At 39.7% G+C, this 14,897-nt stretch carries 11 protein-coding genes; 1 reads left to right on the top strand and 10 read right to left on the bottom strand.

Features of this window, described 5'->3' with window-relative positions:
• Positions 1-23 precede the first annotated feature (23 nt).
• Positions 24-3,443 (top strand): C25 family cysteine peptidase, encoded by a 3,420-nt coding sequence (locus RB622_RS11010; RefSeq protein ID WP_308046596.1) that lies wholly within the window; start codon positions 24-26, stop codon positions 3,441-3,443.
• A gap of 203 nt (positions 3,444-3,646) precedes the next feature.
• Here RB622_RS11010 and RB622_RS11005 read toward each other — a convergent pair whose 3' ends face one another.
• The 10 genes from RB622_RS11005 to gcvT form a co-directional block, all read right to left on the bottom strand.
• The gene (locus RB622_RS11005) at positions 3,647-5,590 is read right to left on the bottom strand and encodes an asparagine synthase-related protein (protein ID WP_308046595.1); all 1,944 of its coding nucleotides are present in this window, start codon (positions 5,588-5,590) and stop codon (positions 3,647-3,649) included.
• A gap of 48 nt (positions 5,591-5,638) precedes the next feature.
• Entirely contained in the window at positions 5,639-5,773 is a 135-nt protein-coding gene (locus RB622_RS11000; RefSeq protein WP_308046594.1) for a lasso RiPP family leader peptide-containing protein, read from the bottom strand.
• A gap of 140 nt (positions 5,774-5,913) precedes the next feature.
• On the bottom strand, positions 5,914-6,654 hold the full coding sequence (locus tag RB622_RS10995) for a hypothetical protein (RefSeq protein ID WP_308046593.1): 741 nt from the start codon (positions 6,652-6,654) through the stop codon (positions 5,914-5,916).
• 45 nt (positions 6,655-6,699) lie between these two features.
• Positions 6,700-7,452, bottom strand: a complete 753-nt coding sequence (locus RB622_RS10990) for a hypothetical protein (RefSeq protein WP_308046592.1) — start codon at positions 7,450-7,452, stop codon at positions 6,700-6,702.
• Positions 7,453-7,637: 185 nt separating this feature from the next.
• Positions 7,638-8,282, bottom strand: a complete 645-nt coding sequence (locus tag RB622_RS10985) for a uridine kinase (protein ID WP_308046591.1) — start codon at positions 8,280-8,282, stop codon at positions 7,638-7,640.
• Between the two features lie 330 nt (positions 8,283-8,612).
• Positions 8,613-8,996 carry a GxxExxY protein gene (locus RB622_RS10980; protein ID WP_308046590.1) on the bottom strand — a complete coding sequence of 128 codons (384 nt, stop codon included), beginning with the start codon at positions 8,994-8,996 and terminating at the stop codon, positions 8,613-8,615.
• 166 nt (positions 8,997-9,162) lie between these two features.
• Positions 9,163-10,965, bottom strand: coding sequence for a T9SS type A sorting domain-containing protein (locus RB622_RS10975; protein WP_308046589.1), 1,803 nt, complete (start codon positions 10,963-10,965; stop codon positions 9,163-9,165).
• Positions 10,966-10,991: 26 nt separating this feature from the next.
• Positions 10,992-12,872, bottom strand: a complete 1,881-nt coding sequence (locus RB622_RS10970) for a hypothetical protein (protein WP_308046588.1) — start codon at positions 12,870-12,872, stop codon at positions 10,992-10,994.
• Positions 12,873-12,919: 47 nt separating this feature from the next.
• On the bottom strand, positions 12,920-13,630 hold the full coding sequence (locus tag RB622_RS10965) for a 2-phosphosulfolactate phosphatase (RefSeq protein WP_308046587.1): 711 nt from the start codon (positions 13,628-13,630) through the stop codon (positions 12,920-12,922).
• A 91-nt stretch (positions 13,631-13,721) separates the two neighbouring features.
• Positions 13,722-14,804 carry a glycine cleavage system aminomethyltransferase GcvT gene (gene gcvT, locus RB622_RS10960; RefSeq protein ID WP_308046586.1) on the bottom strand — a complete coding sequence of 361 codons (1,083 nt, stop codon included), beginning with the start codon at positions 14,802-14,804 and terminating at the stop codon, positions 13,722-13,724.
• Between the last annotated feature and the right edge of the window lie 93 nt (positions 14,805-14,897).

The following is a 14,897-nucleotide window of genomic DNA, read 5'->3' as shown; positions in this document are numbered from 1 at the left end:
CACACTTGTTTAATTACATTTCAATGCACTCTATTTTAAGATATTTAGGCCCAATATTGATTTTTTCATTATTAAGTATTTCTGAGCTATCTGCGCAGTGGGGGGCTCCCTATTCCAATAATTGGCTTAAAGATCAATACAATCAACCTTTTGTAAAAGTAAAGGTTACTTCAAATGGGGTCTACAAAATACCTATTTCTTCTTTGCCGGCTGAATTCCGTACGGTAAATTCCTCAAGGCTTCAACTTTGGCACCGGGGAAGTCAGATAGATATTATAAGCGCAGATAACAGTGAAATTATTTTTTACGGTGTATTGAATGATGGACAATCAGATGAGCTTTTGTATCGTTCGTCTATCACTCAGCCGAGTATAAACTCAAGAACTAATCCGTATGTAAGTATTTATTCTGATGTAAGTGCTTATTTCTTGACCATTGGTCCCAAAGACGGGAATAGGGCATTGAAGATATCGAAGGATTTAGATAAAGGTTTGACTTCTGATCCATACCACCTTCAAACAGATATTCTGAAATTTGTCGAGCATTATTCTCATAGTCCTTCAATTAACTTTATCACTTTGAACTTAGTGCAAAGTTTTCTTGAAAAGGGTAAGGGATTAACCAGTAAAATATATGGTAAGAACTCGGCAGTGACTAATCCGAATTTAAATGGTGACCCGGTTTTTAATTTGGTGATGCCTAATTTATATATTGATTCAAATAAAAGGCCAGAATTAGAGATCTTACTCTACGGCAGGACAACAAACAGCAATAATATATCTGTTCAAATAGGTAAAAATATTAATGAACTTAGGACATTCTCCGACAATATTAATTTTGACGGTTTTACAGACGTAAAAAGATTATATGGCTTAAAAGTGTCAAATGATTTATCAGATTCTGATGTAACAAACGATGGGAATACATATTTGAAACTGGTTTCTAATAAAGTTACGGAATTAAATAGTTCTACTGGACTCTATTCTGTTACGTATCTGAAATTATCTTATCCTCAAATGTTCAATATGAATAAAAAGGGGAAAGCGGTATTTAATTTATTACCGACAAGTAATACGTTCAGTAGAGTAGCAATTAAAAATGCTCCGGAGAACGTGAAGGTATTTGATGTGACAGACATTCATAAACCTAAGGTCTTATCTGGGAGTATTATCGATGGGGTTTTTGAAGTAATGGTACCGCGTCAAAAAGATCAAATGGCGTCTTTGTTGGTGACTAATGAAGAGGCGGTAATCACTAGTGCCGGGATTTCGGTGGAAAAGATTTCTTTTATAGAACCTTCGGATTATAACTATTTGATAGTTACAGTGTCAAATCTTAGAAAAGTTGCTAATGAATATGCCGAATATAGAAAATCCGAGATCGGTGGCTCTTTTAAGCCATTGGTTATGGATGTTAAGGATATTTATTCACAGTTTAATTATGGGGAGCCAAGTCCCGTTGCTATTAGGCGATTTGTGGACTATATGCTTTCAAAAGGTGTAGATCCTAAGCACCAATTATTGTTGATTGGGCATTCCATATCCAACGGAGATTCGATTAATTATAAAAAAGAGTTAGAAGGAATGGTTCCAACGGTCGGATATCCTGGTTCTGATTTATTATTAGTTACGGGGTTGGCTGGATCTTCAATTGATAATCCGGCGATTCCAGTTGGTAGAATTTCTGCTGTTACAGAGAGCCATGTAAGAAATTATCTTGAAAAAGTTAAAAGCTATGAATCTAATGCCAACGGTGATATTAGTTGGAAGAAGGAAATACTCCATTTGAGTGGTGGGAAATCGGCTTCTGAGATTGTGCAGTTAAAGACTGCACTTTCATCATTGACACCAGTAGTGGAAGGGGGAGAAGTTGGTGGGATGGTGAAGGCATTTGAAAAGCAAAGTGTTATTGAAGTGGAAAAAGTAAATATCACTCCTGAATTGAATAACGGGGTTGGTATGATATCCTATTTTGGACATGGCTCAACGAATATAACCGATTTGGATATGGGTTATGTTTCAGATGCTACGAGAGGATATAAAAATAAAAATAAGTATCCTCTGATGTTCTTTAATGGTTGTGGTGTTGGAAATATCTTCAAGGGAAATTTAAATGAAGATATTACTGCCGGAGATCGTGAACCATTGTCGTTTGACTGGATGTATGCGAAAGACAAAGGGGCTATTGCTATCATTGCTAATTCTTATTATAGTTTCTTAAGTCCATCCTCACGTTATATTAAAGAACTTTATCAACGTATATTTTCTAGCTCTGCTACAAGCCAATTGACCATTGGCCAAATACAAAAAGATATAGCAAAACAAATATCTTCGGAATCGTACTCGGAATACGATGTTGCTAATTTACACCAATCCGTTTTGCAGGGGGATCCATCGTTAAATTTGATTAGATCGAGCAACCCGGACTATAAGTTGGATGCAAGCGGCGCAATAACTTTACACTCGGAATCTTCTAATAAGACAATTGGACAGTCAAAGACGTTAACCGTTGCAATTGACATATCTAACATTGGGAGTTACAGTAAGAATCAATTAATACCAGTGATTGCTAGATTGTTTTACCGTAGTGGCTATACAGAAGATAAGAGATTGAATGTTGCTTCACTTTCATATCGGGACACCATATTTTTAAGTCTCAATAATAGTCAACCTCTTGGAAGAATTGAAATTGGAATAGATCCGGAAAACACGATAGTTGAATTGAGTAAGTCTAATAATAGTGGACAATTAATAGTAGATTGGGATATTGCCAAGTCACAAAAAATCTACCCATTGGGAAAACTTGTTGATATAATCCCACCAATTTTAAATGTTTCTTTCAATAACTTAGGTTTGAAAAACGATGAAGCTATAGCCCCTAATCCAGAGATTAAAATAATCCTAACCGATGATAATCCGTTGCCTTTGGATTCTACATTGCTTGATGTTTATATAAAGCATTGTGGAGACAATAACTGTGACTTTGTTAAATTATTGTACTCTGATAGCCGGATTAGATTTACCGCTGTCAATAGCAACACTCTGCAGATAAAGTATATTACAAGTACTTTTTTGACTGGTAATTATGAGTTGTTAATAAATTCTAAGGATGGCTCGGGAAATACGATATCTAACTCCTATCACATAAAATTTGAAATTTTGGGAGAACCAGTAAAGCATAAAATTACAGTTAGTCCTAATCCTGCGTCGGAATATATACGTTTTGAATTGGAAGGTTATGAATTGGGATTGTATAGTTCAATGGAATATGTTATTTATGATCAAAAAGGAAATATTATTGAAGATAAAAGAATTGATGCTGTCAATAAGATTTGGTACTGGATACCGGGAACAATACCTGCTGGAATGTATTTTTACAAAGCTTTTCTGAGGAGAGATAATTTTAGCGATGAGATATTTGTAGGGAAAATTATAATAAAATAATAAACTTAGATATTTTAACCGGTTTTGATCTAGTAATCTATCATTACATACCTATTTCGTGGGACGATTTCTTAGATGTAAATGGTTGGTTCTATGCTAATTGTAGGAATAGTGTAAATGAATTGGTGAGGAGAAAAGATACCATGATAAAGGGCTTGCTGAACCGTGAATAGAAAAATTTGAAAGGTAAATTAAATAGTAAATTAATCTAGAATTTTATTCTCATGTAACCATTCAAGCCAAACCGCGAGAGCGATTGTTCGTAGAACATGAAAGGTTGCTTTTCCTGGTTGCTCATTTTTGTGAAGAATTTCAGTCACTAGTTTGAATTTTTGTTTATCTACAAATTCCCATACGGGGCTGTTATCGTTGATAATTGTGCCGTATGCTTGTGCGTACAAGCGGATGGCTACATCTCTGCCATATAAGCTAAACTTCCCTTTGTCCCCTCTGGTACGAACGCTTTCCGGTAAAATTCCCTTCATTCCGGCCCGCAAATACCCACGTAGCCTTCCCATATCGTACTTTACCGTGAGTGGAGCTGACATTCCAAGTTCGAATAGGTTTTTATCATAAAAAGGGAATTTTTCTAAAACCTGATAATGACTTCCCAAAGTATATAAATTTTCCATTATTGTAATGGATTCACCACCATATATATCATCAAATGATGTGGTGTCGATGTTGTACAAGCCTTGCTTCATTACATCGGGAAGTCTAATAGAGTTTTCATTTTGAGAAGAACATGTTAGCATGATTTCCTCGTTTAAAATGGTATTTGGATATATTTTGAAATCTTTAATTTTATCAATTGCAGAATAGCTAATTTTTTTAAGAACTGATGACAGTATAGAGGTGCCAAAAAAGCTATTTACCTCGCGTGCATGAGCAATGAACTCCAGATAAGGAAGTTTTTGAGCTTTATGCTTCAATTGTTTAAAAAGAAAACTGGCTATATAGTGGTGTTTCTTTTTTGATGGCGTTAGCGAATCCCAATTACGATTAATATCAGAGCGGGAATATATTGTCGAAGCGAAGGAGAGAATTTCTTGCAGTTCAGTCCATCTATAGTTATTATACAGCATCTCTGGATACTCAATTCCTATGCCTACAATGCCGTCTCCATCATGTCCGCTAAACATGTTATTTGAACCAATTTCATTTGCAAATTCGAACATCGTCCCAGTAAGTGCTGATCCGGAAATCATTTCTTCTGGACGCCCATACAAAGACGTATGCAAGGACAAGAAGTGAAGATCATTGGTAGAAGGACTAAGGCTATGAAACTTAGCTCCAATGCGTTTTGCGACATCAAGGGCAAAATGTTTTTCACTTCTCTTGATGTTTGGCAAATCAATAAAAACAGTGTCAAGGCAGGAATCTGGATTTATCGATTTAATCATTGAGCAAATAGATGAAGAGTCGATACCACCACTTAGCTGAGCGGTAATTAGATTCTCGCCACTCATAGATCTTTCAACGGATTCTTTAAACAACGATTTAAATACTTCCCCGAATTCTTCGACTGACTTAAGATGCTTCCATTTTTGAGGATAAAATTCAAAATCCGGAAATTCTCTAATTGAAGCGCTATTACTAACATGTAGACTATGTCCAGGAAGTAATCTTTTGATCCTGGTATAAACGGTATCTGAGGAGTAAGATTGCGAAGTGCCGAAGGTCAGATACTGGGCAATCCATTTAGAATTTATTTTTAGATATTGCTTCACTTGATCAATTTGAAGCAACGAAACAAGTTGAGTAGAGAAAGCGAAAAATTTTGATTCGACATTTATGTAGTAGATAGGGATACCAGATAGAACATTGCGAAATAGCTTTAATTCTCCCGTTATGTCATTATACCATAATGCAATTTCAGGTTGATCGGCGCTTTGTCTTATTATATTGTCGAATGTGCTTAAGCTAATAAACTCGCAATCTGAATACAGTTGCGAGTTTATTAGCTTAGAAGAAGTTGATTTCTGATTAAAAGCAACGAAATTGGAAGAGTCTCTAAATTCAGATCTTGTTGAAATATCAAACCGAGAAAAAAATAGATTCCCCGGGAAAAAAATATTATCATTCAAAAACCCTCCCTTGTGCAGATTTAGATTATTTTCAAAGTAAATACACCCTTGGAGAATCACAACATATTTTAAATTGATATTTAACTTTTAACTTAGTTGCTATAATTATTAAGCCTTTGCCGTAAGGTCAAAATCCGTAGAGCCACCAGTTCCACCTCTTGTTAATTTCGAAACAGTTCCTTTTTTAACCAATACCGGCTTACGGTAAGATTTTTTTGTCTGTGTAGAGTGCAGATTTATCATTTCAGTGTTTTTTATGGTTTACAATATATCCGAGTGTAAAATTAGTAGGATTTTTTTTATTTCCAAATTTGAGAACTAAAAGAAAGTGTTGGTTGATTTCTTTTACAGAGCCCAACCTTACGAATACTTTTTTTGGGAACTCATAAAGTTCCGTATTCTATAATTTTGCGAACCTTATGCGTGCCTGAATCTACGACCCCTTGCCCGATACAATCTGGTGTTGCCTGACAAAAATCGTAAGCCGTTTGTTCATCGTAAACAAGGCCCACGCCAAGTGCATAGCGTTTTAAACCCAGACTATAAGTAATGACAGAGGTTGTATCTGCTCTTTCCACAACCGTTAAGCTGTTGTCAAAAGAAAGCTTTTCAAGCTGATAGGGTTGATTAATATCCTGATAATGATAATCTTCTTTATCGAGCGTATTATACATATTCCCATTCCATATTACTTTCGAATCAATTGGAAAAATAAGTGGAACCGTATTTTGATTGTCAATATTAAGGATCAATTTATCCGGAAATTGTTCTATTGCGTATTCTTTAACTTTTTGCCAGTAGTCAGTTGCTAAGTTTCGGGAATAACGTGACACGATGTAGGTCGAGATTCCGTTTGTGTTCGTAGATACACGACTAACTTCATCTTTTTCCTGCCACAAGCGTATAACTGGCTTGCTTTGTCCCGATGAGTAAACCTCTTCGCTAACCTGGTAGATTTGGTAGCGGCCTACGGCAAGAGGGAGGTAGTCATAGGTGTTGACCGGATTGGTGGATGAATCGCCACAGGATTGAAATAGTAAACTCAGTAAAAAGAAGTATGCCGTAATTTTGAAATAATTCTGGTAAGCTTTGGTGCTGTTTTTAGCGTTGTTCGATACTCTCATGCCTCACGTAAAGTTTGTAAATTAGTTCCTATGTGTGTAGTTGATTTAGTTATTTTGGCCATATGCTATAATTTTCCTGGTTTTCCTTTGACCGGACGCAATGACTTTATCCCCAATAAAATCTCCGTTGTACTGTAAATATTCAAAATCAGCTTGCTCTGCGCATATCAAACCTACATTTAGCGCATAATATTTTTGCGCAACTTTATAATCCGTCATGGAAGTATCAAAACGTTCCTTCACCATTAAAGTATTATCAAAAGATATGGCTCCAACGGCAAGAGGCTTATTGATATTCTGGTAGCTATTTTTGTAACCGTAGCGATAATCTTCTTCATTGAGGTTAAAATACATATAGCCGTCCCACTTCAGGTTTGAATCAATCGGGAATAACAACGGTACGTTTACTTCATTATCCACTGTTTCAATGATTTTGTCAGGGAATTGCTGAATGCTGAATTCCTTCACTTTTTGCCAGGTGCCGGACGCAGCATTACGCGTGAAGCGGGATAAAATAAAGGTTTGCACGCCATTGTCAGTTTTTAGTAATTTTGTTACTTCATCTTTCTCCTGCCATTTAGTCACAACGGAATCTTTTTGGCCTAAAGCATAAACGACTTGATTCACTTCAAAAATTGAAAACTGACCAACTTTTACGGGGAAATAATCGTATGCATTGATGGGATTAGCATCATTGTCATGGCATGATTGTAAAACAAATATGGAGACGATGACAAGAAAAACCTGCGCAACGAAATTTTTGCCAGGCAGTTTCAAATAGCGTGTGTGAATTTTCACCTAGTTAAATTTAGAAGGGTAGATCAATGGAATGAATTGCCGTACTTTCTTTTCAGTATTGCATGATACAAATTTACCCCATACCAGTATCAAAAAATAATTTTCCGGTAACAAAAATTCGAATCTGATTGTAATGGATGTAAGTTGTTAATCCCTTTGGGATAATCACTTACATCCATTAACGACTATTTCGTCGTTCGCTCAGCCAGCTTCTTTTTCAAAAATCCAACCAGTACACTCAATCCCGTATCAAAACGCGTGTTGTTGTTGATGATCATATCGGCTTCTGAACGGAGGGGCAGTATGTATTTGTCATACGTGGGGGCCACGTGATGTTCCCAGCGGTAGAGGACATCGTCAAGATCGTACCCGCGTTCGTTGTTGTCGCGGATGATACGACGCTTTATTTTGACATGTTCCTTGGCATCTACGAAAATTTTCAGATCTATAAGACGTGCGATTTCCGGGAAGTATAACACAAAAATCCCTTCCACAATAATAATTGGACGCGGTTCAAAAACCAGTATTTCCGGTTTGATCAGTGGGTTGTTGAACGTATATTCTTTTTGTTGCACCTCACGACCCGCCCGCAAAACGGCTATATGTTCTGCAAAAAGGTGGTGGTCGATGGTTTCGGGAAGGTCGAAGTTTTCTACGCCGTTTTCGTCTCTTGGTATTTCATGGATCGGGCGGTAGTAATTGTCCTGTGAAATGCGGCAGACATCTTCCGGTCTGAAAGAATCGATCAGACATTTCATGAAAAAAGTTTTGCCAGATGCGCTGCCACCGGTTATGCCAATGATATAGGGTTGATTTTCAGTGGGTATCATTTCTTTTTGTTTTACTATATGTTTTACCACAAAGGACATCAAGGGGTAAAAGGTTATTTATTTGCTTTTATGCTGTCCTTTTTACATTGCGTTCTTCGTGTATTACTTGGCGCGCTTTGTGTTAAAAGACTTACCACCAAGGACACCAAGTTTTAGACAAAGGGGTAAAAGGTTATTTATTTGCTTTTATGCTGTCCTTTTTACATTGCGTTCTTCGTGTATTACTTGGCGCGCTTTGTGTTAAAAGACTTACCACCAAGGACACTAAGTTTTACACAAAGGGGTAAAAGGTTATTTATTCGATTAAATTTTTTTCTGGGATATGAAAATTTAAAATAGGGTTCCGTTGATTACTCTTTTTACTCCATCTTTTAATTTGGTCACGTTAAAATTTATCAATAGACCAAGCTTGTAATGTCCTAATTTTAGGTAAGTTATTGTTTGGGCCAAATGTATATCATTTAATGCTTCAACGCTCTTCAATTCTATAACTAGTTTATTTTCAATCAGCAAATCAATTCTATATCCGCATTCTAATTTTACTTCGTGGAATATGAGGGGCATAGGCTTTTCTTTCTCAACATATAACCCAGATTTTCGTATGTTGTAGAATAAACATTCCTTGCAGGCACTTTCAAGTAATCCTGGGCCCAGCGCACTATGGACCTCTATGCTAAGTCCAATAACTTTATTTGATAGTTCGTTTTCCGTCATTTATAGCGTGTGTTTAACTGTAATATTTACATTGCGTCCTTCGTGTATTTACCGCGCGTCCGCTTCGTGCCCTTTGTGGTAAAACCAAATTTACCACAAAGGGCACGAAGTTTTACACCAAGGGTAAACGGTTATTTACATTGCGTCCTTTGTGGTAAAGAACTAACTACCAGATAACTGCCAATTTTCCAGCTATTTTCTCTCTTCTGTCGGAAGATACAATGATTATTAAATAAATGCCTCCTTTGGCTCTTCTGCCGGTATAATCATTCAGGTTCCAGGAAGCTGTTCCGCCTTGTGAGCGGGTTTCATAAACAAGGCGCCCGGAAAGATCGGTTATTTTTACAATACTGTTATCGGTCAACCCTTTGATCCCCAGATTTCCTTCATAACCCGGGCGGACCGGATTGGGGAAAATGGTAATGGCTGAAAGATTTTCCTGCGCCGTTGTTGCGTCACTCCGGTAGGAAACCATGCCATTTGGTGTATCGGCAAACAATAAGCCTGTTTCATTTTCAAAGAGCAGATCCCTGACCTGATTTGAGGGCAGCGGGCTATTCTCAATGTTGAATTCTGTTATGCGTTCGCTCCCATCGGCAGTGAACTGAAACAATCCGTTATTGGTCGCAATCCATTTGCGGTTGCCAGGTTCGACGGCAATGGCATTACATCGTTCATTTGAAAAAAGTTTTCGTTGACCATAAACCGGTAATATTGCGTCTTGCCGGGAGCCGCTTAATATCTCATCCGGAATAAAATAGCCTACGCCACGATCACTTGCAAACCAGATGAATCCATCGGTGTCGACCGCGAGGCTGTTGATTGCGGATGATGGTAATCCTCCGTTTCCGGCGGCCACTGAAAGTACGCGCTGCTGATTATTTTTTTGGTTTTTCACTAGAATACCTCCACCGAGATAGGAAGGTAGCCGGGACCAGACAAGGCCGTTTAAGTCAACGATTGCTGAATCTTTTTTAACGGTGATGGTCGTGTCTCCCTGGGACGGATTGTACGACTTGAACGTGCCATCTTTGTTACTGAGCAAACCTTGCTGCGCATCAGCTGTCCAGAAAAATGTGCTATGGAAGATTGACTCTCGTAAAGACCGGAAAATGGGATTTTCATAAACATCGGGTTTATCTTTACCCAAAACGATGATTCTGTTGGATAGGGTAGCCAGATTTTCGGAAAACGAGCTATTGGCGCTGGTGGAAGCATAGACCACATCCCATTTTTCACTATTCTTTTTGAAAATTCCCTGACCGGAAAAACCGGCGTACAAACTATTATTTTGATAGGAAATCGCGATGGCTTTGTAAGGCGTTGAAATGGTTTTCCAATTGGCAAAATACTGACGGTTGATACTGGAATTCAGTGAAGTGCCTAATAAACCTTGTGATGTAGCAGCAAAAAGTGAATCGGAAGTGAAAGTCATGTCCGTGACCTGAACTTCTGTGCCGTTCGGGCCGATATACCGGTACGTTTCGACCACTTCCCGTAACCTGGGGTTGATCACAATGATGCCGAAATTGGTACTCAAATAGGCGCTTTGATCTTTAAAGAGAATCTTGCTGATACGCTTTGATTCCGGTAAACCGGCCGCGTCCTGCAAAAAGGGCCAGTTAATGATCTCTTGAGGTTCAGCCTTCTCATTTAAATACAATAAATCCACATTTCCGTTGCGGTAGGCAAGTAAGAGAAGGTTTGCAGTTGCATCATAAGCCATGCTGCTGATACCGACGTCGCTCAGACCATTGGCTTTGGAGTAAGCAACAACCTGGTTGTCGGCAGGATTGATGCTGAAAAGTCCGTTATAGGTAGAGCAGAAAATTCTATTCTTTGCCTCAACGATGTGCTGGGCGGATTTATAGCTGAAATGAGATTGCCATTGTCCCAGCGCAATATCCTGGGCTTGGGTATAAGTTTTTAGTAAACCCAAAAGGAAAAGCAGTATAAAAGTGCGTATCATTCCGCTTTTCCTTTTGGGTTGAAAAATTATTTATCAACAGTTACGGTTGCTGAACCCGTGCCAATACCTGTCCCACAGCCGCTTTTTAGGGAGCTGATTGTGTATTCTGTCGTCGCGGTTGGAGAAACGGTGATCAGGTATGGATTCAGGAAGGTTCCGTTTACCGAAGTTCCGTCGGATAGCGTAAACGACCATGGCGGTAACCCGTTTTTGAATTTCAGCGTGATCCGCGTTGACCTGCCTCCGGTGATGAATGCTTTGCCTGAAACCTCTCCAACGGCTTTATTATTGGCGATAACCCTGATTTCTTCCTCTTTGCTGGATACAGCCGGAGACGATGAAATAATCCGGATCTTCTGTGCTCTTACGGTATCGCCCGGTGCCACTGCTGCGGTAACTTTTGCTGTAAACGACGTAGGTGTTACCGTTGTTGGCAGGTCAACAAATCGTCCGGTTTTGTCCGTGATCTGCACGACAAATCTGTTGGTGGAAGAATATCGGCCAACAGTTTTGTAGGGAATTTCAATACTGCTTCCGGCGCAAACCATGGATTGCGGCAGTTTCTCCATCGTGATACTTGCTGGCGGTGTGGTAACACTAACTTTTGCGCGGCCCGAAAATTTACCTACACCACAAAGTCCACCGGCCGATGAAATCTGGTAATTGGTATCGTTGTATGGTTTCACACTGATCTTGTGCGGCGAGTCCATAATATTGTTTTCATAAGTTCCGTCCGACAGCATGACAAACCACGGGCCGCCGCCGTCGAAACGAACAAATAAATCTCCGGTGCCGTTTTCCGGAAGGTGCAGCGAATCTCTTTGCAACGTCGCAACGGTTGGTGAAACAATGCTGATATTAGCCGTTTGACTAATCAGATAAGGAGCCGACGACATAACCCGCAAGCGATAGTCACCCGGTTTGTAGGTATTAGGAATTTGTGTGGTGATATAACCCGTCGTATCAGGCGATGAAATTGTTTTAAATGCGCCGGTACGATCCGCGATCTGAACAACAAAACGGTTGCCGGATTTGAATTTTCCGGTAGCGCTGAAAGGTACCGGAAAGGGAATTCCTGAACAAACGCGGACCAACTTATCTACCTCTTTCAGTTCTAGCTTAGGCTCCGGGTTGTCGTCAACGTTGATAATGGGTTCTCCCGACGTGGTCCCGCTACCGCAGGCATTGGAAACACCCACAATACTATAAGCCTGTACATGTTTTGGTTTGACAGTCAGATAATGCGGATTGGATAACGTCTGATAAACAATCGTGCTGTCGGAAAGACGGAATGACCAGGGCGCAGTGCCCTGCAGATTAACTCTCAGCTGTACTTCATGACCCGGCATAACACGCACTGCCTGTGTGCCGTCAATGATTTCTATCCGGGCCGTTGGTGTTTGTAACAAACGGATTGGTACTTCCTGGCTTTTAATCACCGGAATTGTACTCAGAATCTGTATTTTGTAAACCTCGCCTCCGATTTTATACGATGGGATCACCGCTTTGATCGGTCCGCCTTTTGTTGGCAGCGAAATAGGGATAGACTTCCCCGACGGATCAATCAGATGGGCGATAAAGTTATTGTCCGCATCAAAGGGGCCTTCGGTTGCGAAAGGAACGGTTATCGTTGTTCCGGGACAAACCGATAAGTACGAAAGGTCACCGGTAATAATTTTATAGGCGTAAACTGTATCGCCGTTGGCTTTTGCAGCTTTCAAAAGCTGTTCTTCTGCTTCCTTTTCGGATAATGTGTCAGCAACTGCCTCGTTAGATTTTTGACCCTTTTTTTTCAGAGGAATGGTTAAAGTACTGTCCGATTGCGGTTCCGACGGGACTTCCTGGGCAGCAACCCATGTTGTGCTCAAAAACAAACCAAGAAAAGCAATGATGAAGAATTTTGACATGAATAGTTGTTCTGACTTATTGATTAACGAAATAAAACAGGGAACCGTTAGTGCATGGCTACAAGCGTAGTTCCCCTTAAAACCGGTACGACGTCATAAAGATCTGTTTGCAGGCAGTATGCGATATCTTTTTGAATACCAAGACGCTGTAATCTTCTTACGTGTGATGAATTTGAAACGGAGGCAAGCAGGTTCTCCCGACTTTCATTATAAAGTCTTTGCGCCATCAGCGTTCCATCTTCTCTTAACATAAACTGATCTTTTAAAGCCTCGGCCAGTGCGCCTGCAAATAACGTGTCTTCAAGGTTTGGTCTTCCTTTCCAGCCGGCGCAAAGAACCAAAACGTCATATTGTTCTGATCTTAAATGGTTAGCCAATGCACCCAGGTTTAGAAAAGCACCTACCATTACTTTTACGGCGGATGCTCTGGCTTTTGCAATGGATAACGTACCATTCGTCGTGGTCATTGCAATTTCAGAGCCAATTAATCGCTCGTTCATATAACTGAACGGAGAATTGTCAAGGTCAAAACCTTCTACTTTATGTGCATCACGTTCGGCTGCGGCTATAAATCCTCTGTCCTGCAATAGTTTACATTCTTCGACGGTGGCAACGGGCGTAATACTTTTTACGCCATAAGCAAGGCCGGTAACCATACAGGAAGTAGCGCGGAAAATGTCGGCTACCACAACAATAGAATTATCAAGTTTATGTAAGTGGAGTAAATCAGGCGTCAGGCAAACATCCAGGTGTTTCATATAAAAGACAATGCGGGAATTTTTTGTAGTAAGAATATGGAGAAAATGATGCTGACGAACAGGTAAAACCTATTCGTCAGCAGGTCCTATGTCAGCCTTTTACGAAAGGTAGTTTTACAACTTTCGCTTTCAAAAGGCGGTCTCTCACCTTTACAAAAATCTCTGTTTCCGGTTTGCTGTATGCAGTTGGAACATAGCCTAAGCCAATACCTTTCTGTAACGTAGGTGACTGCGTTCCCGAAGTAACATCACCCAATTTATGTCCCTCCGCATCACATAATTCGTAATGCCCGCGTGGAATGCCACGATCGATCATTTCAAATCCTACCAGTTTATTTTTCAAACCCGCTTCTTTCTGACTTTTCAAATCAGGGGAATTGATGAAATCTTTTGTGAATTTAGTCACCCAGCCTAAGCCAGCTTCCAAAGGCGAAGTTTTGTCGTCGATATCATTACCATAAAGACAGAAACCTTTTTCAAGACGCAAGGTATCGCGTGCGCCCAATCCAACGGGCTGGATATTAAATTCTTTTCCTGCTTCGAAAATAGCATCCCACATTTTATGGGCGTCTTCTTTTTGTATATAAATTTCAAATCCGCCGGCACCGGTATACCCCGTGGCAGAAATAATTACATTGTCGATACCCGCCATCGTGCCAACCTGAAACGTATAATATTCCATCGCTGCCAGATCAACCGCTGTTAATTTCTGTAAAGTAGCCGTGGCTTTTGGGCCTTGTACAGCCAAAAGGCACAGGTCGTCAGAAAGGTTTTTCATTTCCACACCTTCTGTGTTATGGCTCTGGATCCAGTTCCAGTCTTTTTCAATATTGGATGCATTCACGACGAGCAGATATTCTTCTGCATTGTAGCGGTATACGAGTAAATCGTCCACCACACCGCCATCAGCATTTGGTAAATAGCTGTATTGTATTTTTCCGTCAAACAAGACCGAAGCATCATTGGCCGAAACTTTTTGTATAAGATCCAGTGCTTTTGGGCCCTTAACGCTGAATTCTCCCATGTGGGAAACATCGAAAACACCTACATTGTTGCGGACCGTGTGATGTTCTTCCATATCCGAGGAATAGCGCACTGGCATCTCAAAACCTGCAAAGGGTACTATTTTAGCACCTAATTGAACATGGACCTGATGTAGGGGAACAGTTTTCATAAAATGGTTTTTGGTTCTCTTTAAACTACAAAAGTATGAAAAGCAGAACAAAGCGACGCAAAAATGTATGTTTTGAAATGTGGCTAACGATCT

The sequence above is a fragment of the Dyadobacter sp. LHD-138 genome, assembly GCF_030929615.1.
Classification (GTDB): Bacteria; Bacteroidota; Bacteroidia; order Cytophagales; family Spirosomataceae; genus Dyadobacter.
This window is presented reverse-complemented; position numbering and strand designations above follow the sequence as displayed.

Excerpts from the sequence above, each read along its gene's own strand:
- RB622_RS11010 (WP_308046596.1), top strand. The coding sequence starts at position 24 with ATGCACTCTATTTTAAGATATTTAGGCCCAATATTGATTTTTTCATTA.
- RB622_RS10995 (WP_308046593.1), bottom strand. The coding sequence starts at position 6,654 with ATGAGAGTATCGAACAACGCTAAAAACAGCACCAAAGCTTACCAGAAT.
- RB622_RS11000 (WP_308046594.1), bottom strand. The coding sequence starts at position 5,773 with ATGATAAATCTGCACTCTACACAGACAAAAAAATCTTACCGTAAGCCG.
- RB622_RS10980 (WP_308046590.1), bottom strand. The coding sequence starts at position 8,996 with ATGACGGAAAACGAACTATCAAATAAAGTTATTGGACTTAGCATAGAG.
- RB622_RS10975 (WP_308046589.1), bottom strand. The coding sequence starts at position 10,965 with ATGATACGCACTTTTATACTGCTTTTCCTTTTGGGTTTACTAAAAACT.
- RB622_RS10985 (WP_308046591.1), bottom strand. The coding sequence starts at position 8,282 with ATGATACCCACTGAAAATCAACCCTATATCATTGGCATAACCGGTGGC.
- RB622_RS10965 (WP_308046587.1), bottom strand. The coding sequence starts at position 13,630 with ATGAAACACCTGGATGTTTGCCTGACGCCTGATTTACTCCACTTACAT.
- gcvT (WP_308046586.1), bottom strand. The coding sequence starts at position 14,804 with ATGAAAACTGTTCCCCTACATCAGGTCCATGTTCAATTAGGTGCTAAA.
- RB622_RS10970 (WP_308046588.1), bottom strand. The coding sequence starts at position 12,872 with ATGTCAAAATTCTTCATCATTGCTTTTCTTGGTTTGTTTTTGAGCACA.